This window comes from Solilutibacter silvestris (genome assembly GCF_002895945.1).
In the GTDB taxonomy this organism is placed as follows: domain Bacteria; phylum Pseudomonadota; class Gammaproteobacteria; order Xanthomonadales; family Xanthomonadaceae; genus Solilutibacter; species Solilutibacter silvestris.
Map to the genome: position 1 here is coordinate 363,874 of NZ_NPZB01000001.1, position 19,717 is coordinate 383,590.

The 19,717-nt window shown below is 63.4% G+C and carries 14 protein-coding genes; 6 read left to right on the top strand and 8 right to left on the bottom strand.

Annotated features, from left to right (window positions below; all coding sequences use genetic code 11):
* Positions 1-1,044 (bottom strand): biotin synthase BioB, encoded by a 1,044-nt coding sequence (bioB, locus tag Lysil_RS01690; RefSeq protein ID WP_103073845.1) that lies wholly within the window; start codon positions 1,042-1,044, stop codon positions 1-3.
* Between the two features lie 168 nt (positions 1,045-1,212).
* On the opposite strand from bioB, the gene Lysil_RS01695 reads away from it, so the two are divergent.
* The gene (locus Lysil_RS01695; protein ID WP_103073846.1) at positions 1,213-1,887 is read left to right on the top strand and encodes a response regulator; all 675 of its coding nucleotides are present in this window, start codon (positions 1,213-1,215) and stop codon (positions 1,885-1,887) included.
* A complete protein-coding gene (locus Lysil_RS01700; RefSeq protein ID WP_103073847.1) occupies positions 1,877-3,256 on the top strand; it encodes a sensor histidine kinase in 1,380 nt (459 codons plus the stop codon). The genes Lysil_RS01695 and Lysil_RS01700 overlap by 11 nt, the downstream gene beginning before the upstream one ends.
* A 7-nt stretch (positions 3,257-3,263) precedes the next feature.
* Here Lysil_RS01700 and Lysil_RS01705 read toward each other — a convergent pair whose 3' ends face one another.
* From Lysil_RS01705 to Lysil_RS01720, 4 genes are read right to left on the bottom strand one after another with little or no spacing between them, the layout of a single operon-like run.
* The gene (locus tag Lysil_RS01705) at positions 3,264-4,139 is read right to left on the bottom strand and encodes an ABC transporter permease (protein WP_205756840.1); all 876 of its coding nucleotides are present in this window, start codon (positions 4,137-4,139) and stop codon (positions 3,264-3,266) included.
* 43 nt (positions 4,140-4,182) lie between these two features.
* Positions 4,183-4,968, bottom strand: a complete 786-nt coding sequence (locus Lysil_RS01710; RefSeq protein WP_103073849.1) for an ABC transporter ATP-binding protein — start codon at positions 4,966-4,968, stop codon at positions 4,183-4,185.
* Entirely contained in the window at positions 4,968-5,966 is a 999-nt protein-coding gene (locus Lysil_RS01715) for an ABC transporter substrate-binding protein (RefSeq protein ID WP_103073850.1), read from the bottom strand. The genes Lysil_RS01710 and Lysil_RS01715 overlap by 1 nt, the downstream gene beginning before the upstream one ends.
* 40 nt (positions 5,967-6,006) lie before the next feature.
* The gene (locus Lysil_RS01720) at positions 6,007-7,452 is read right to left on the bottom strand and encodes a porin (RefSeq protein ID WP_103073851.1); all 1,446 of its coding nucleotides are present in this window, start codon (positions 7,450-7,452) and stop codon (positions 6,007-6,009) included.
* 235 nt (positions 7,453-7,687) lie between these two features.
* On the opposite strand from Lysil_RS01720, the gene Lysil_RS01725 reads away from it, so the two are divergent.
* Positions 7,688-8,443, top strand: a complete 756-nt coding sequence (locus Lysil_RS01725) for a ComF family protein (RefSeq protein WP_103073852.1) — start codon at positions 7,688-7,690, stop codon at positions 8,441-8,443.
* Here Lysil_RS01725 and ubiA read toward each other — a convergent pair.
* The 3 genes from ubiA to Lysil_RS01740 all read right to left on the bottom strand — a co-directional run bounded on the left by ubiA (position 8,440) and on the right by Lysil_RS01740 (position 14,710).
* Positions 8,440-9,345 carry a 4-hydroxybenzoate octaprenyltransferase gene (ubiA, locus tag Lysil_RS01730; RefSeq protein WP_103074922.1) on the bottom strand — a complete coding sequence of 302 codons (906 nt, stop codon included), beginning with the start codon at positions 9,343-9,345 and terminating at the stop codon, positions 8,440-8,442. The genes Lysil_RS01725 and ubiA overlap by 4 nt on opposite strands.
* Before the next feature lie 28 nt (positions 9,346-9,373).
* Complete coding sequence (locus Lysil_RS01735; protein WP_165782343.1) at positions 9,374-11,677, bottom strand: family 20 glycosylhydrolase; 2,304 nt, start codon at positions 11,675-11,677, stop codon at positions 9,374-9,376.
* A 75-nt stretch (positions 11,678-11,752) separates the two neighbouring features.
* Complete coding sequence (locus Lysil_RS01740) at positions 11,753-14,710, bottom strand: TonB-dependent receptor plug domain-containing protein (protein ID WP_165782344.1); 2,958 nt, start codon at positions 14,708-14,710, stop codon at positions 11,753-11,755.
* A 466-nt stretch (positions 14,711-15,176) separates the two neighbouring features.
* Here Lysil_RS01740 and Lysil_RS01745 point away from each other — a divergent pair, with 466 nt between their 5' ends.
* From Lysil_RS01745 to Lysil_RS01755, 3 genes are read left to right on the top strand one after another with little or no spacing between them, the layout of a single operon-like run.
* Positions 15,177-16,562 carry an alpha-L-fucosidase gene (locus Lysil_RS01745; RefSeq protein ID WP_103073855.1) on the top strand — a complete coding sequence of 462 codons (1,386 nt, stop codon included), beginning with the start codon at positions 15,177-15,179 and terminating at the stop codon, positions 16,560-16,562.
* A 5-nt stretch (positions 16,563-16,567) separates the two neighbouring features.
* The gene (locus Lysil_RS01750; RefSeq protein ID WP_240600022.1) at positions 16,568-18,052 is read left to right on the top strand and encodes an alpha-L-fucosidase; all 1,485 of its coding nucleotides are present in this window, start codon (positions 16,568-16,570) and stop codon (positions 18,050-18,052) included.
* The gene (locus tag Lysil_RS01755) at positions 18,049-19,707 is read left to right on the top strand and encodes a peptide-N4-asparagine amidase (RefSeq protein WP_165782345.1); all 1,659 of its coding nucleotides are present in this window, start codon (positions 18,049-18,051) and stop codon (positions 19,705-19,707) included. Before Lysil_RS01750 ends, Lysil_RS01755 begins: the two co-directional genes overlap by 4 nt.
* Positions 19,708-19,717 lie beyond the last annotated feature (10 nt).

A 19,717-nucleotide genomic window follows, 5' to 3' on the forward strand; every position in this document is an offset into this window, starting at 1 on the left:
TCAGGCCGCGTGCTGGATGGTTATGCCGGCGTGCACGGTGTCGCTGCACGACGTCGTTTCCGCGCTTGCCAACTGCATTGGCCGCAAGCCGAGACGTTCGAACAACTTCATGTCGTGATCGACGTCGGGATTGCCGGTAGTCAGCAGTTTTTCGCCGTGGAAGATCGAATTGGCGCCAGCGAGGAAGCACAGCGCCTGCAATTCGTCGCCCATGGTTTCGCGACCGGCCGACAGGCGCACCATCGACTGCGGCATCAGCAGGCGGGCGACGGCGATCGTGCGCACGAACTCGAACGGATCGAGCTCGGCCACCGTGTTTTTCTCGGCCAATGGCGTGCCGGCGACCTGCACCAGGCGGTTGATCGGCACCGAATCCGGATGCGCCGGCAGATTCGCCAGCGTGCGCAGCAGGCCCGCGCGTTGTGCGCGCGATTCGCCCATGCCGACGATACCGCCGCAGCAGGTCTTCATCCCGGCATCGCGCACGTGGGTGAGCGTGTCGAGGCGATCCTGGTAATCGCGGGTAGTGATGATGTCGCCGTAGAAATCCGGCGCGGTATCGAGGTTGTGGTTGTAGTAGTCGAGACCGGCGCCCTTCAGCGCATCGGCCTGCGGCGCGCTCAACATGCCGAGGGTGGCGCAGGTTTCGAGGCCGAGCGCCTTTACCCCGCGGATCATCTCGGCGACTTTCGGGATATCGCGATCCTTGGGCGAACGCCAGGCCGCGCCCATGCAGAAGCGCGAGGCACCGGCCGCCTTGGCCGCGCGCGCGCGTTCCAGCACGTCGTCGGTGTCCATCAGCTTGGTCGCCTCGACGCCGGTGTGGTAGCGCTGCGCCTGCGGGCAATAGCTGCAATCCTCGGGGCAGCCGCCGGTCTTCACCGACAGCAGCGTGCTGATCTGGACCTCGGCGGGATCGAAATGGCGGGCGTGGGCGGTGGCCGCGCGCTGGACCAGTGCGGTGAACGGCAACGCGAACAGGGCCTCGACCTCGGACTGGCTCCAGTCGTGGCGCAGGGTGGGTGCGGGTCCGAGATCAGGCATGGGATTTCCGGAGAAGCATCGAGAAGACGAACAGTCTGGAAATCGGCGGCCGCGCTGTCAACCGCAAGGCGGTTTCGAAAGTTGACTGTCGCGTCATCGGGTACGTCCCGACAAGGATGCCGCGCCGCACCAAGCGGCTCCGGAATCGCGCGCTAGACTCTCATCGATATGCGTATTCTGATCGTGGAAGACAACCAGCCATTGGCGGAATGGCTGGCGCGCGGGCTGCGCCAAAGCCGCTACATCGTCGATTGCCTCCACGATGGCGCCCAGGCCGATCATGTCCTCAGCCTCGAAACCTACGATCTGGTGGTGCTCGACCTCGGCTTGCCGCGGCTGGGCGGGCAGGACGTGCTGCGGCGCTTGCGCGCGCGCGGCAACGACGTCCCCGTGATCATCCTGACCGCCAACAATTCGCTGGAAGGTCGAATCGGCGGACTCGACATCGGCGCCGACGATTACCTCGCCAAACCGTTCGAGATGGTCGAACTGGAAGCGCGCATGCGCGCCCTGCTCCGCCGCAGTACCGGGAAAAAGAATCCGACCCTCGCCTGCGGCACCCTGACCTACGACAGCAATACCCAGGCGTTTTCCATCGCCGGGCAAGACCTCGAGCTGACGCCGCGCGAGCACGCCGTGCTGGTGGCGCTGGTGATGCAGGCGGGGAAAACCGTCAGCAAGCGCACGCTGGCGACCACGCTGGCGACGCTGGATGGCGAGGTCTCGATCGACGCCATCGAAATCTACGTGCACCGCCTGCGCAGGAAGATCGAGGCCAGTGACGCCATGATCGCGACCCTGCGCGGCCTCGGCTATCTGTTGCGGCAACGCGATGCGGGCTAGGAGCCTGTACGCGCAGCTGATGCTGTGGCTGCTCGCTCCGCTCGCGGTGATCGTCGCACTGGACCTGTGGGCGACCTATGCCTCGGTGAAGGACACCGCACGGCTGATCCAGGAACGCACCCTGCTCAGTTCCGCGCGCACCATTGCCGAACAGGTCGGCTACGAGGACGACGAATTGGTCGCGCCGATCCCGCCGGCAGCGCTGGAAATGCTCGATGCCGGCTACGGCGACCACGTCTGGTACCGGGTCGCGCTCGACGACGGCGAGACGATCGCGGGCAGCAGCGACTTGCCGCTTCCGGCACGCGCGATCACGGCGGAACAGTCGCGCAACTACAACGTCGTGATGTCGAATGAACAAACGTATGCCGTCGCGTTCGCGCAACCGCTGCTCGGCGCCGGGCCACCGCGCACCGTGATGGTGGTGGTGGCGCAGACCCTGCACGAGCGCGACGCCTTGATCGCGCGGCTATGGCCGCACGCGATCCGCAACCAAGTGTTGATGCTGCTGCTCGGGGCGCTGTTGATCTGGATCGGGCTGCAACGCGGCATCGCCCCGATCAAGGCTTTGGGCAAGGCGATCCACGACCACGATCATTCCGCGCTGGATCCGGTCGAACCCGGCGATATCCCCGCCGAACTGCATCCGCTGATCACCACGCTCAACGAATACATCGCCCGCCTGCGCCTGCACCTGGAAGCGCACAGCCGCTTCATCTCCGATGCCTCGCACCAGTTGCGCACGCCGCTGGCGGTGATGAACACGCAGGTGAGTTACGGCCTGCGCGCCGCGAATCCCGCCGCCAAGGACGAAACGCTGGCCGCCCTGCGCGATTCCCTGCGCAGCAACATCCGCCTGGTCAACCAGTTGCTCTCGTACACCGAGGCCGAAGGCAGCACCCGGCTGCTCAGCGACACACCCTGCGATCTCGCCCAGATCGCGCGCCACGTCGTCGAGGATCTCGCCCTGCTCGCGCAGTCGAAGGAGATCGACTTCGGGCTGGAAAGCAACGGCCAGCCGCATCTGACCGGCATCGCCGAACATGCGGCGCAGGTCCTGATCGCAAACCTGGTCGACAATGCGTTGCGCTACACCCAGGTCGGCGGCCGCGTCACCGTCAGCCTGGGCCAGGACGACAACTACCAGTGGTTGGACGTCGATGACAACGGCCCGGGGATTCCGCCCGAGCAACGCGAGCGGGTGTTCGAGCGTTTCGTGCGCCTCGACGACAAGGAAATCGACGGCTGCGGGCTGGGGCTGGCCATCGTCCGCGAAATCGCCGGCGCCTGCGGCGCGCGCATCGCGTTGAGTGAAGGTGCCAACGCACGCGGCTTGCGCGTGCGCGTGCGTTTCGATCGCTTCGCCTGACCCGCGATCAGTGCGTCGCCTCGGTGAACTGCGGCGGACGCCACTTCAGCAAGGCGTTCTCGATCCGCGTCAGGATGAATTCGGCGAGCAGCGCCATCACCGCGAGCACGATCATCGCGGCGAACACGCCGGCGGAATTGAACGCGCCCTGCGCCGTCGAGATCAGCAGGCCGACGCCCTGGCGCGAGCCGAGGAATTCGCCGACCACCGCGCCGACCAGCGCGAAACCGAAGCTGACGTGGAGACTGGCAAGGATCCAGCTCATCGCCGATGGAATCACCACCTTGCGGGTGATCTGGCGCTTCGATGCACCAAGGATATGCGCGTTGGCGATCAGGTTGCGGTCGGCCTCGCGCACGCCCTGGAAGGCGTTGGCGAACACCACGAAGAACACCATCACCACCGCCAGCGCGACCTTGGACGCCATGCCCAAGCCCAGCGCGATGATGAAGATCGAACCGAGCACCACGCGCGGGATCGAGTTGGCGACCTTGATGTAGACACTGAAAACGTCGGCGAGCATGCGGTTGCGACCGAGCGCGATGCCGCAGATCACCCCGAGCACGGCGCCGATCACGAAGCCGATGATGGTTTCTTCCATCGTCACCAGTACCTGCTCCCACAACGGGCCCTGCGAGGTGCCTTCGGTGACCCACGTCCAGATCTGCTTGGCGATCTCCGACGGACTCGAGAAGAAGAACGGATCGATCAGCGGCTTCGCTTCCGCGCCGGTCTTGATCATCGTGCCCAACTCCCAGCCGCCGAGCACGACGACCAGCACCAGGATCCGCAGCGCGTACACGGTGTACCAGCGGCGCTTGATCTTCTGCTTCGCGATCGCTTCGAGGCGCTGGATTTCGGCTTCGGTGTTGGAGGAAGTCATTGCGGGTTCCGGGATGCTGGATGGTGAAATGGCGGTCATCGGTTCAGATCTGCACTTCGCTGGCAAGATCGCGCCAGATCCGCCGCGACAGGTCGAGGAATTCCGGCGTGTAGCGCACCTCCTCGACTACGCGCGGGCGCGGCAGGTCGATGGTGTAGGTGCTCTTGACCGTGCCCGGGCCCTTGGTCAGCACGAAGACGCGATCGGCGAGCACGATCGCCTCGTCGATGTCGTGCGTCACGAAGACCACGGCTGCGCCATTGCTCGACCACAGGTCGAGCAACTCGTTCTGCATCAACGCGCGGGTCTGCACGTCGAGCGCGGAGAACGGTTCGTCCATCAGGATGATGCTGGGATTGTTGATGAAGGTCTGGGCCAGCGCGACACGCTTGCGCATGCCGCCGCTCAACTGGTGCGGATAGTGCGATTCGAAGCCGCTGAGGCCGACGCGGCGCACCCATTCGCGCGCGCTGTCGTAGGCCACGGCCTTGTCGATGCCACGGAACAGCGGACCGGCGGCGACATTGTCGAGCACGTTCTGCCAGGGAAACACGGCGTCGGACTGGAACACGAAGCCGATGCGTGGATCGATGCCGTGGACGGGCGTGCCATCGATGCGGACTTCACCGGCGGTGGGCGGCGCGAGGCCGGTGATCATGCCCAGCGTCGTCGACTTGCCGCAACCGGTCGGTCCGACGATGGCGCAGAACTCGCCGGGCTGCACCTGCATGTTGAAGTCGCGCAAGGCAGGAATGATCCTGCCTTCCGGGCTGACGAAGCGCCGGGTGACGTTGTCGAGTTCGATTGCAGGGACGTTGCTGGTATTCATCAGCGCGCGGCTTTCACGAACCGGGTCGTGTAGGTCTTCGAGAGATCGATGTTCTTGCTGCGGATCGCAGTGTTGAACCCGCGCAGGACCTGCAGCACGGTTTCCGGGCCGCCCGCCGGCATCACGCCGTCCGGGGTGAACATCGACTTTTCCGCCGCCAGCGCCTTGATGTAGGCCGCCTTGTCGCCGGCGTAGTAATCCGCCGGCAACTTCGCGGCGACTTCGGCGGCGCTGTGGGTATTGATGAACTTCATCGTCTTGACGAAGGCATTCGCCAGTTTCTGCACTTCCGCCGGATGTGCGTTCACCCACGACGTCGACATGTAGAGCGACGCCGCCGGATACAGGCCGCCCAGTTCCTTCTTGGTCGATTCCGGCGTGCGCAGATCGACCAGCACGCGTGCCACGTTGGTCAGCTGCAGGCGCGAGATGGTCGGCTCGGTTGTCATGCCGGCATCGATGCGGCCCTGCATCATCGCCGCGATGAAGGTGGTGCCGGCACCGACCGGCAGCACCGAGAACTGCGAGGACTTCACGCCGTTCTTCGCCGCCAGATACTGGGTGAGGAAGTTGGTGGACGAACCCAGTCCGGTGACACCGATCGTGCGGCCCTTGAAGTCGGCGGGCGAACGCATCGCCCCGGCCAGCTTGGTGGACACGAGGATCACTTCGCCCGGCGCCTGGCTGAACTGCACCACCGACATCGCCGCCTTGCCCTTGGCCTGCAGATCGATGGTGTGGTCATAGAAACCGACCACGCCCTGCACTGCGCCAGCGAGCATCTGGTTTTCGGCATTGACGCCGGCCTGTTCGCTTTGCAGTTCGACGTTCAGCCCCTGCTCCCTGAAATAGCCCAGGTTCTCGGTCAGCTTGGCGGGAAGGTAGATCTGCTTTTCGATACCGCCAACCATGATCGTGATCTTGTCGGCGGCGTGGGCGCACAGCGGCAGCGCTGCGGCCAGCAGGGTCATGCTCAGGCGCTTGGCAAAAGTGTTCATCAGTTTTCTCCGGAATGGGTGTCGGGCTGCGGCTTCGGGATCAGAAGCGCAGGCGCATGCCGCCGCCGACTTCGACCGTGCCATGGTAGCCACTGGTCAGCGGATCGTTGTAGCCGCCGCGCGTCTTCATGTAGTCGCTGAAGACATAGAAGTCGACGCGCTTGTCCACCTTGTAGATCACCGTGGCGGCATAGGCATCGCGGTTGCCGGCGCCGGTCCGGATCACACCCGAGGTGTCCTTGAACGCGGCCAGCGTGTAACCCGAACTGGTGTATCCGGCGTTCTTGGCCTTTGCGCCTTCCCAGCTCAGGTAGTAGTTGAACTTGCTGGTTTCGGGCTGATACGACGCCGACAGCGTGTAGTTGTCGTCCTTGCGCTTGCCTGCTGCATTGGCCGCGCCCTGTTCGGCCTCGTAATGGTAGTAGCCGGCGTTGATGCGGAAGCCGGCGCCGAAGCGGACATTGCCACCAACGGTCCAGGTCGAATGAGTCAGCATCGCGATCTTCGACTGGTTGTATTCGCCAGCCACGGTCCAGTTCGAGCCGTTGTAGGCCAGCGCCAGGGCCTCGGCCGCGCCGTACGAGAACTTGGACGGCCCGGTCAGCTTGTTGTCGTCGACGTTGTAGCCACCGATCTCGTAAGCCGCGCCACCGACCAGGTTGCCGAACGTGCGCTTCCACACGATGGCGCCGTTGTAGCGGGTGCCGTTGGCACCGCCAAGGTAGTAGATGCCGTTCTTCGAGACATTGGTGTTCGACCAGCCGCCTTCGGTCAACTCGACCTGCGGCTTGGCGAACGGGATTCCGTAGACTTCGGCGAAATCGCGGCCAAGGGTGTTCTGGCGGCCCAGGGTGACGCGGCCGAGGGTCTTGCTTTCCACGCCGATCCACGCATCGCGATTGAACAGCACGTTGTCGGTGTCCAGCGAACCGTCGCGCAGCAGGTATTCGCTTTCCAGCTTGTAGATGGCGTTCATCGTGCCGTCGTCGAAGCCCAGCTTGTGCTTGCCCTGGATGCCCCAGCGGCTGCCGCTGAGATAGCCGGTCGTCATGTCGCGCAAGGTATTGCCTTGCGTGTTGGCATTGGTGCGCGAACGCAGGGTCATGTCGAGGAGGCCGTACAACTTGACCTCATCCTTGTCGTTCTGGACGCTGAGGCCTTCGCCCAACTTGAGCTTGGGTTCCTTTTTCTTCTCCGCGGCGTCGTTCTCGGTGACGGCGCGCTGCACGTCGACGGTGGCATTGAGCTTGCTTTCCAGCGCTTCCAGACGCTCCTGCTGCTCGGCGGCGACTTGTTTCTGCGCTTCCAGCGCGGCCTTGAGATCGGCGATCTGCTGGCTTTCCTGTTGCGCTTGCGGCTGCGCTTGCGCGGGCTGCGACGACTTCTGCGGATGATGCTTCCTGGTTTTTGCGAACGCGGGGCTGGTCACCATGGCGCCCGCAACGAGGGCGGTCAGGATGGCCAGGCGCAGGGGCGATGCTTTCATGTTGCTCTCCGAAGGCGGCGTGCTGCCGCGCGTTGATTCGGAGCGAGACTAGGAGAGGAAAACCTACGGACCGCTTTCTGCGCAGCGACTTTCGATTGTGCATTGCCGCAATACCGGGGCGTCTTGTTGCACTGCTTCTGCGCATTCATTCCCGCCGCGATACGCGGACAACACCGACAGCGCGTGTGGGAATTTCCCGAGTGCGCGAACACGCATCGTTCGCCACGCTGATGCCATGTCGAGCACGACCCATCAACATGCCATTCCGGAAATCGCCTGGCCGTTGCGGCGCGGCGGTTGGCGCAGCGCGGTCGACGCCGCGATCGATGCCTTGTATCCGCGCCGTTGCCTGGTCTGCGATGGCGCTGGCCAACCGGGACTCGACCTGTGTCCGCTGTGCGAGGCCGAACTGCCGTGGTTGCCACCGGCGTGCCCGCGCTGCGCATTGCCGTCGATGTTCGGTCTTCCCTGCGAACGCTGCAGCGGCCGCAGCTCGCCGATCCAGCGCACGCGTGCCGCCTTCGTCTACAACGCACCGATCGATCGCCTGCTGCCGCGATTGAAGTTCCATGACGACCTGTGCGCGGGACGCTTGGCCTCATCGCTGATGTTGCGCGTGCTGCAAAACGCCGATCGCCCGGACGCCGTCATCGCCATTCCGTTGCATCGCAAACGCCTGCGCAAGCGTGGCTACAACCAGGCGCTGGAACTCGCCAAACCGATCGCGCAGGCGCTTGACCTGCCGCTGCGTGGTGATCTGTTGCATCGACGCGAATACACCGAGGCGCAGTCGAGCCTCGACAAGGAGGCACGCGCCCTCAACATGCAGGATGTATTCGTCGGCTTGCATGGGAAACGCGAAGTGCCACGGCACGTGACCTTGGTCGACGACGTGATGACCACCGGCGCCACGCTGGAAGCCGCCGCCATTGCGCTCAAGGCGGTCGGCGTGCAGCGCGTCGATGCCTGGGTCTGCGCGCGGGTGCCTTAAAGCGCGAAATCCGTTGCGATGCCCGCGAAGATCGCCAATCCCACCCAGTTGTTGTGGCGGAACGCGCGCAAGCAGCCGTCGCGATCGCGATCCTTTGCCATGCGGAATTCCCACACCACCAACAGCGCCGCCACCGCCAGCCCACCCCAGTAGTACATGCCGCGATGGGCGTCGTGGCCAACCAGCGCCAGTGTCGCGAACATGCAGGCATACAACACGCCCTGCGCGACCAGATCGGCATCGCCGAACAGGATCGCGGTGGATTTCGCACCCATGCGGATGTCGTCGTCGCGATCGACCATCGCATACCAGGTGTCGTAGGCGGTCGACCACAGGATGTTGGCGATGTAGAGCAGCCACGCCAGTTTCGGCACGCCGCCGGTGATCGCCGCGAACGCCATCGGGATACCCCAGCCGAAGGCCATGCCGAGATACACCTGCGGGAAATACGTGTAGCGCTTCAGATAGGGATAACTCGCGGCCAGCACCACGCCGACCACGCTCATCATGATGGTCAGCGTGTTCTGCGTGAGCACCAGCGCGAACGCCACCAGCATCAATCCTGCGAACAGGATCAGCGCCTCGCGTCCGCTCACTTCGCCGGTCGCCAACGGTCGCTCGCGGGTGCGCTCGACCGATCCATCCAGCCAACGGTCGGCATAGTCGTTGATCACGCAACCGGCCGCGCGCGTCAGCCATACGCCCAGCGTGAAGACCACGAGTGTTTTCCACGCCGGCATCCCGTTCGCGGCGAACCACAGGCCCCACCACGTCGGCCACAGCAGCAGCAGCCAGCCGACCGGCTTGTCGGCACGCATCAACCGCAGGTACAGGCGCAGCTTGCGCCGCCACTGCGGTTCGGTCGGTTGTTGCCAGGCTTCGGGGATCTGCACGGATGACATGCGCATAGCCTAGCAGCGCGCGATCACATCAGTGTCGCCACCATGCGGCCGGAATCGCCGCCGCCTGCTGGCCTTCACGACCCACCTGCAAGCGCAGTTCGCGATCGCCACCGCCCTGGAAATAGCGCAATTCGAAGGTGTGCAACCCGCGCGCGAGGCCGATGTCGCCACTGGTGGTGCCGGGCGATTGCGGCCCGTCGCGATCGACCACCAGCGCGTCATCGATGTAGACGCGCGCCCCGTCATCCGACGCCAGCACGAAGTGGTAGATGCCGTCATCAGGAACATCGGCATAACCGCGATAGCGCAGGCCGAACTGTTCGGCGCGCGCGTCGGCGGGAATCGCGATGGCGTCGGCAACATCGCTGCGTTTCGGTGTCGCTGCCAGCAATGCGTCGGTGCGCGCAACGCCGACTTCGTAGTAATCGCGTTGCAACCCGGGTGCGAGCGCCGCAGCAGGAGCCGGACGCGCCGCATGCAGGGTGGTGAAACTGAAGCGCGCACGCTGCGTCGGGCCGAGGCGGCCATCCGGCAGCAGCAGACGCGCGGCAACCTGCACAGGCGTGTCACCCAGCGTCAGTTGCAGTGGCGTTTCATAGCGTGGCGATGCCGCATCCGGTGCACTGCCATCCAGGGTGTAGACGATGCGGGCGTCCGGCAACAGCGAACCCAGCGGCAACATCAGATGCGGATCGAGCGAGGCACGATCGCCATCCAGCCCCTGCACTTCCGGAATGCGATAACTCACGTGCAGGCGATCGAGCTCGGCGAGCTGCGCCGGCAACCGCTGCACGAAGCCGTTCCAGTCGCGCGCGCCCTTCGGCGACCACAGCACTTCCGCCAGCGCCAGACTGCGCGGGAACAACATGTACTGCTGCGTCTGCGGTGTCTTCAGGTATTCGGTCCACAGATTGCCCTGGCCGCCGATGATGTGTGCCGCCTGCTCTGCGCTCAGGCCATCGGGCACCGGCTCGAAATCGTAGACCTTGTGCAGCGGCAGATTGCCGCCGATGCAGCGCGGTTCGTCAGGCGAGCGCGACTGGCAATAATCGAGATAGACATAACTGGTCGGTGACATCACCACGTCATGGCCAAGACGTGCGGCCTCAATGCCACCCTGCATGCCGCGCCACGACATCACCGTCGCCGTCTGCGACGCACCGCCTTCGAGGATTTCGTCCCAACCAATGATCCTGCGGCCATGCGCACGCACGAATGCTTCGATGCGACGCAGGAACCAGCCTTGCAGCGCGTGCTCATCCTTCAAGCCCTCACGCTTGATGATGTCCTGCGCCAGCGCGCTCTGTTTCCAGCGCGTGATCGGTGCCTCGTCGCCACCGACATGGATGACCGCCGACGGGAACACTTCCATCACTTCCGTGAGTACGCCTTCGACGAACTGGAAGGTCTGTTCACTCGGGCAGAGGATGTCGTCGGCCACGCCCCAGGTGGTCATCACTTCGAACGGACCCGGCGTGCACGCGAGTTCCGGGTAGGCCGCCAGCGCCGCCACCATGTGGCCGGGCATGTCGATTTCCGGGATCACCTCGATGTATCGTGCGCGCGCATAGGCGACGATCTCGCGTGCCTGCGCCTGCGTGTAATAGCCGCCGTAGGGAATGCCATCGCGTACCTTCGCGCCCTGGTTGGCATTGCCGACCAGTGTCTCCTTGCGCATCGACGAAATCGTCGCCAGCTTCGGATAGCGCTTGATCTCCAGGCGCCAGCCCTGGTCATCGCTGATGTGCCAATGGAAGGTGTTGAATTTGTAGCGCGCCATCACGTCGAGTTGCTGCTTGATCGCTGCCAGCGGCTGCATGTGGCGCGCGGAATCGAGCATCAGCCCGCGATAGCGGAAGCGCGGCTGGTCGGCGATGTGCAGCGCGGGGATGCCCGCGCGCGCATCACTGTCCGGCGTGGCGATCTGGCGCAGCGTCTGCAAGCCGTAGAACAATCCGGCATCGTTCGCGGCACGGATCACGATGCCGCGCTTCGTCACCTGCAAGGTATAGGACTCGGGATCGCTGCCGGCAGCGGGCGCGAGCACGAGGCGCAGATCGGCCGGCGCATGTGTGGTCGCGCGGCCCACAGGACGATGCCAGGCCTCGCGCAGCACGTCGCTCGCGAGCGCAGTGATGGCGCGACGATCGCCGAGCCTTCCTTCCACCGAGACATGCAGCGTCTTGCCGGGATGGAAGTTGCCGGCGTCCATCGTCAACGAAGCCGGCATCGGAATCAGGGCTGGCACATCGGCTGCGGCAGCGTGCGCGGTCGTCGCGGCAAGCCCGACAGCAAGCAACATGGAAAACGGAATACGAAGATCAAGCTTCATGGCGACAAGTCCCTGCACGGCAAAAAAAAGGGGTCGGGACACCATGGTGCCCGACCCCGGACCGGATCACGAGGATCAGAAGTGGTAAACGATTTCCGCAGACAGTTCGCGGCCCACCGGATCATCGACGCAGTAGGCGAAGTCGCCACACCACTTGTCCTGATAGATCTTGTTGAGCAGGTTGGCCCCGTAGAAGTTGATCTTGAGATTATCGTTGAACTGATACCCCAGGCTGCCGTTGAAGTAGCGACGCGCCGGACGATGTTCCTTGTGGGTGGCGGTCCACTGGCCATAGGTCGGGCTGGCAGGCGAGGACAAGTCCTGGCAATACGTGCCCGAGCTCGGGATGTAGCCATCGGCAAACGGCATGCAACCACCATAGCGATTGTCGCGGCCGCCCGCCTTCTGGTACATCGCCAGCGTCGCGTTCCAGCGTTGGTAGTTCCAGTTGACGTTGCCCGTGAACTTGTAGGTCGTCTGGTATGCGCGTGAATTCTCCAGCTGATCGGTCGGGAACTGGCGCGTCTCGTAGGTGATCTGGTTGGTCAGCGCCGCGCCGAGTCGGAAGGTGCCGATCCGCGTCTTGGGCAACGCGTAGTTCAGGTGGATGTCGAGCCCGCGGACATGGGTATCGGCACGATTGATCGGCTGGACATTGATCTGGGTGATGTTGCCGGCGAGGCTGCCGCCAGGCACGACCGGCGCACGGATGATGCGCTTGGCCACGTCTGCGCAATAGGTGGCGCTGGGCGGCGAGGCACGGGTGCTGCCATCCGGCGTCCAGTGGTACTTGCAGTACGCATCATCCAGCAACAACTGGTCTTCGCTGATGTCGTCGATCAGGTTCTTGATCTTGATATCCCAGAGATCGACGCTGACCGAAAAGTTCTTGAACGCGTCCCAGACGAAACCGTAGGACAGCGACGTGCCGGTTTCATAGCGCAGGTCGGGCGAGCCCGAGCGCGAGATCACGATGTTGCTCGCCTTGTAGGTGTCGAATATGCATTGGCGATTCGGCCAGCCATCCAGATAGCACCAGTTGAGATCGGTCATGCTCTTGAGCCCGGTGCTCGGCTGCCGATAGATGAAGTTCATGTCCGGCGCGCGGAAGCTGGTGCCATAAGTGCCGCGGAACAGCAGCGTGCTGGTGGGACGGAACTCCAGGCCCATCTGGTAGGTCAGCTTGCCGGCATTCTGCGTCGCCTGGTACTTGTCGTAACGGGTCGCCAGATCGGCGGTCAACATCTTCAGCAACGGGACCTTGAACTCAAGCGCTGCGCCGTAATGACTGCGGGTGCCACCACCCTGCTGGATATTGCCGAACGGGGTGTACCAGCCATCCGGATCGTTGCTCAGCGTCTTCGGATCAGGCGTCAGGTGGTAGCCCTGCTTGCCGTATTCGAGCGTGCTGGCAAAACCGATCGGACCCGCCCAACCCTTGAACAGATCGCCACTCATCGTGACCTGTGCCTGGTTGAGGAAGGAAATCGCCTTGTTGTCGCCACGCTTGCTGAACGGCGCGGTATCGGATGCCGGCACCGGATTCCACAACTTGTTGTAGTCGGGCTGGTAGATGGGATTGCCGTTGGCGGCGGTACCCAGCTGCGGCCCCATATAGTAGTCCTGCATCAGGCCCTGGTTGAGGGTCGGAAAGCTTTCGTGGTCCGAATACACGGCACGACCGACCGACGCTTCCCAGTCGTAGCGGTCGGCAATGCGGCCCCGCAGGCCGGCACTGAGATCGATCGACGTTTCGCGGGAAATGGTCAGGACGTTCTTTTCGCCGCCCAGTTCACCCGGCGACTGGTACTTCAGGAAGCTGCGATCGCCACCGGCGCCGTTGTTGGCACGCGGATCCCAATAGACGGGGCTGCCGAAGCCATCGAGGAAGGTGTTGAACTGACCCGAAGTCTTCCACACGCCGACCGAGGCCCAAGCCTCCAGCTTGTCGTTGACCTCATAGGTGCCGTACAGATAGCCGGAATCATTCTTGCTGCCGGTCTTCAGCGACCAGTTCTGGAACACGCGCTGCGCGCAGTACTGGCCGCCGTTGGATGCGGTTCCCGTGTTGCGATCGTAGGCGAGGCGACTGGCGAGGTAGTAGAGACTGCCGTACTGGTCGCAGGCCCCCGCCGGTGGCGCGATATAGGTGCGTCCGGTCGGATTTGCCGGCGCATCGCGGTCGCGCAGGTACAAGCCAGCGGACGGCGTCAACGCACCGACGCCGAAATGACGCTGGCCCGGACCCCAGTCCTGATATGGCACGTCGTCTTCGGAGTCCATGAAGGGACGATCCTTGGCCAGCAGCTGGCCGCGATAGAAATGCTGCAGGTCGTAGGTCAGGTTCCATTTCTTGCCGCTGAGTCCGCCGGATGCCTCGAGGTCGAGGTTCCTGAAACCGCCCCGCGTGGCTTCGCCCCATTTGGCGCGCAGCGTCTGGCCCTGGGCGCTCTTCTTGAGGATGACATTGACCACGCCACCCATCGCATCCGAGCCATAGATCGCCGAAGCGCTACCCGTCAGCACTTCGATGCGATCGACGATGCCGGTCGGGATGTTGTTGAAATTGGCAACGTTGCCCTTGCCGCCGTAGGGCAACGGATAGTCGGCGACGCGGCGGCCGTTGATCAGCAACAGGCTGCGCCCGGGGCCGAGGTTGCGCAGGTTGAGCGGCTTGACGTTGACCGCGGACTGGCCCCAGTCGTAATCGTTCTGCACGTTGCCGACCGCTTCGGTCAGGCTGCGCACCGCTTCATACACGGTCGAAAAGCCTTCTTTCTTCAGCTGTTCGCCGGTCAACACGGTCACCGGCGCCGGGCCTTCCGCCTGCGAACGCTTGATGCGCGACCCCGTCACCACGACGGCATCGAGCTGGTTCTTGTCTTTTTCGCTTTTGTCTTTCTGCGCCTGGTCCGCTGGCGTGGCCTGCCCGTCCGGCTGCGTCTGCTGCGCATGGGCGTCAACGAGCGGGTACATCGCCAGCAGCAATGCGCCACTCAGCGCCGTGCACCGAAACACCTTGGAACGAGTCATGACCATTTCTCCGATTGCTGGATGTATTGCGGCATTGGGCTGTAGCGGACATCGGACCGACTGCGCTCCCTCCGTTGGAAGGTCGCGAGCACTTCGGTTTAATGGTCCAGCCATTTGGAACGTTCCAATTGATGCCGTAGAACATGTCGCAGCGCAACTTCTGAGTGTCTGGCAGATTTCTGAATGCGGCGTTCATTTCCATTCCGGAGTCGATGCACACCTGATCGCTTTCTGAAAATCACAGCAACTAATTGTTTTTTAATGATTTGTTCGCACGTGTGCAACATTCGAAAGATCTGCTACTTCATTCTTTTGTTTGTTGCGCTGCAGCATTTATCCGCCGCGATCTCCCTGCCTCGGCCCGCGCTGGGCGCCTTCCTGCAGGTTGATGCGCACCACAGGCCTAGGCTTCCTGCATCCACGCCGTCGCGCTAGGATTGGTCCAACCAATCGCGACAGCTCTCCCATGGCATGTATTTCCCGGCTCCATTGGCATCCCCTGTTCGCCGCACTGTTGGCGATCGCCACGCTCGCGCCACTCACCGCTGCTGCGGAGAATCCCGCACCAGCACCGCCAGTGGAAACGGCCGCGCACAAGGCCGAACGTATGCAGTGGTTCGCCGATGCCAAGCTCGGCATCTTCATCCACTGGGGCATCTACGCCGTCAATGGCATCGACGAGTCGTGGTCGTTCTTCAACGGCAAGATTTCCCATGCCGATTACATGAAGCAACTCGCAGGCTTCAGCGCCAGCAACTACAACGCGCAAGCCTGGGCCGATGCGATCAAGCGCAGCGGCGCGCGCTATGCGGTGCTGACCACGCGCCATCACGATGGCGTGGCGTTGTGGGATTCGAAGCAGGGCATCAACGTGGTGCGCGAGTCGCCGGCCAAACGCGACCTGGTGGGGCCGTTCGTCAAAGCCTTGCGCAAGGATGATCTCAAGGTCGGGCTGTACTACTCGCTGCCGGATTGGTCGTACAGCGATTACGACGTGTTCACCCGCAAGGAGAAGCGCTACGACAGCAAGCAGGATCCGGCGCGCTGGCAACGTTATCTCGATTACTACCAGGGACAGATCGCCGACCTGCAGCATCGCTACAATCCCGACCTGGTGTGGTTCGACGGTGATTGGGAACATTCCGCCAGCGAATGGCAGTCGCCGAAGCTGCGTGCCGACATGCGTGCGCGCAACCCGCACATCATCATCAATTCGCGCCTCAACGAATACGGCGATTACGCCACGCCGGAACTTGGCCTGCCGGTGTTGAAGCCCGCGCAACCGTATTGGGAACTGTGCCTGACGATGAACAAGTCGTGGGGCTACCAGCCACGCGACAACGACTACAAGACGCCGAACCAGGTGCTGCAGATCTTCGTGCAGACGATCGCGATGGGCGGCAACCTGCTGCTCGACATCGGACCGAAACCCGATGGCAGCATCGATCCACGCCAGACCGACATCCTCGCCGCACTCGGGCGCTGGACCGGCAAGCACGCCGAAGCGATCTACGGCAGCCACGCCGGCATCGGCCTCGATCATTACGCAGGCGCGAGCACGCTGTCGAAGGATCGCAAGACGATCTACCTGTTCCTGACCGGACAACCCAACGGCGACGTGCTGGTGAAGGGACTGGTGAACAAGGTGGTGCGCGCCCGCGTGATTGGCGGTGGCCAGGCGGTCGCGACGAAAGTGGTCGGCAAGTACGACTGGTCGAAACAACCGGGCCTGCTGTTCCTGACGGTTCCGCGCGCCGCGATCGATCGCGACATCACCGTGATCGCGCTGGAACTCGACGCGCCGGTGAAGTTGTACGAGGAAGAATCCAAACCCATCGAGAGCAACGGATGAAGACCATGCGCAGATTGTTGTTCGCCGCGTTGGCGCTGGCATGCACGGCACCCGTGGTGCATGCCGAAGACACTGGCCCCTACGTCGCCGAAACCGACCCTGCGGTGCTGCGCAAGCTTGAGCGCTGGGAAGACTGGAAGTTCGGTTTCATGATGCACTGGGGCGCGTACAGCCAGTGGGGGGTGGTCGAATCGTGGTCGCTCTGTTCGGAAGACGTCGACTGGTGCGGCCCGCCGAAGCACAACAAGTTCACCGAAAAGTACGCCAACGATTACGTCGGCTACGTCAAGGCATATGAAAAGCTGCCGACCACCTTCAATCCGGTGAAGTTCGATCCTGACCGCTGGGCGGGTATCGCGAAAGATGCCGGGATGAAGTACGTGGTGTTCACCACCAAGCACCACGATGGCTTCTCGATGTTCGACACCAGGCAAACCAATTACCGCATCACCGCCGCCAACGTGCCTTTCCATTCCAATCCGCGCGCCAACGTGGCGAAGGAAGTGTTCAGCGCGTTCCGCAAGCAGGGCTTCGGCATCGGCGCCTATTTCTCCAAGGCCGACTGGCACAGCCAGGATTACTGGTGGCCGCGCTTCGCCACACCCAACCGTTATACCAATTACGACACGCGCAAATACCCGCAACGCTGGCAGGACTTCGTCAAGTTCACCCATGCCCAGATCGGCGAACTGACCAATGGCGACTATGGACCGATCGACATCCTGTGGCTGGATGCCGGCTGGGTGCGCCCGGCGCGTGCCGACGATAACAAGGACATCACCGACATCGGCGCCTTCCGGCCCGGCCCCGAGGACATCGACATGCCCGGCTTGGCGAAGATCGCACGCCACAATCAGCCGGGATTGATCATCGTCGATCGCGCGGTCGGCGGCCGTTACGAGAATTACCGCACGCCCGAGCAGCAGGTGCCGGACAAGCCGCTGTCGTATCCGTGGGAAACCTGCATGACGCTGGGTGATTCGTGGTCGTTCGCGCCGCACGATCATTACAAGAGTGCGCACAAGGTCGTGCATCTGCTCGCCGATGTCGTCGCCAAGGGCGGCAACTTCCTGCTCAACGTCGGTCCCGATGGCAATGGCGAATTGCCGCCGGAAGCAGTGGAGCGTTTGCATCAGGTCGGCCAGTGGATGCGCGTCAATGGCGAAGCGATCTACGCCAGCCGCGCGATCGCGCCGTACAGCAGCGGCAAGTTCCGCTACACGCGCCTGCGCGACGGCACGGTGTATGCGATCTATCTACCGGATGACAACGAACAACAGTTGCCGGCACAGTTGAAGATCCCCGGGCCGGCGCCGGCACGCGGCGCCCAGGTCCGGTTGCTCGGCAGCGATGCCGCATTGGCATGGACACGCGAGGGCGACGCCACGATCGTCACCATCGCGGACGCGGTGCGATCGACATCCAAAGGCGCGTATGCGTGGGTATTCCGCCTGCCCGGTGCCGCAGCGAAATCGGACGGCAAACGATGACACGCATTCCAGCCTTCCTCGCTACAGTCGCGATCTCCGTGGTGGCATCGACTGCATTCGCTGGCGATGTGCCGGCACGCTTCAGCGATGGCCACGACGATCCGCGCACCGCCTATCCCGCACTCAGTCACGATGGCAAAGGCAAAGGCGATAGCGCCTGCACCGTCGATGTGCTGCAACACGGCTTCGCCAGCTTCGATCCCGCCCGCGCCACGCTGGATGCGTCGCGTCAGTGTCCCGGGCCGTGGTCGAAAGTGGTGCTGGTGCTCGACGGCAAGGTCAAGGGCCGCCAATACGATCGCATCGGCGATATCGAGGTCGGCGGCGTCACCGTGCTGCGTACCAGCACCCCGGAACCGTCGCAGCAAGGCATCGGCTGGCGCGTCGAAAAGGACGTGAGCGCCTATGCGCCGCTGTTCGCGGCATCGCAGCCGGTGGAGATGCATCTCGGCAACGTCATCAATGCCACCTATACCGGTGTCTTCGAGGTGCGCGTCGCCTTGAAGTTCTATCCGGTCACGGCGGATCAACGTGCAATCGCCAGCGCCGACGCGGTGGTGCCCCTCGACCATCTGCACGAGGATGGCCGCGATACTGTTGGCGATTTCGTGTTGCCCGGCAACGCCGAACGCCTGGTCGCCGAGGTCTACGCCACCGGATCCGGCGGTGGCTGCGAGGAATTCTGGTATTACGCGACGCCGGCGAAGAAGGACTATTTCTGTCGCGCCGAACAGGGGCCGTATCGCGAAGTGCAGGTGTTGCTCGATGGCAAGCTGGCCGGCATCGCCGCGCCCTATCCGCACATCTACACCGGCGGCTGGAGCAATCCCTATCTCTGGTACGCGATCCCGGCGCCACGCGCATTCGACATCCATCCGATCCGCTACGAGCTGACGCCCTTCATCGGCCTCGTCAACGACGGCAAACCGCACACGCTGCGCCTGCAAGTGGCCGGCCTCAGCGAAGGTCGCGAAGGCTGGAAGCTGCTGCCGAACCTGCATGTCTGGCGCGACGCCGGCAGCGCACGCGTGCGTGGCGAACTGATGGCAGTGGATCCCGGCAAGGTCACGCTCGACAACACCATGGGCGATGACAGCGGCGGGAACGTGCAGACCTTGCAATCGCGTTGGCAGCATCGGTTCGCCGCACGTGGTCGCGTGTTTACTTCGCATGGGGTGATCGAAACCACGGCGGAACGTGAGATCGATGGCCGCGTGGGGCATCGCTGGACGAAAATCGAGGACGGCGACGATCGCCTCGATGCCGATTGGCGCGATCGCGACACCATCGTCCGCACCCGTGGCGGCAACAAAAATATCGACACCAATGACCAGCGTTTCGGTCTTGTCGGCAGCGTCGGCACGCGCGATGTCGGCGACCAACCGCGCCTGACTTCAACGATCGTCATCCACGACGATACCGATCGCACATCGACGCAGGGATCGAAAAAGCGTTGGCAACGCAGCCGCGATCTTTTCGAGGGCAGCGCCAGCTATTTCACCAAGCTCAAGCGCGACCAGCGTGAAGCCACCGCCAGTTCACGCCAGATCTATCGCGTGGAGGGCAACGACGGCCAGTGCTTCCAACGCGAACTTGCCAGCCGCAACGGACGATTCGTCGCGGACAAAAGCGCAAACTGCAAGGAAACACGATGACGGACCAACC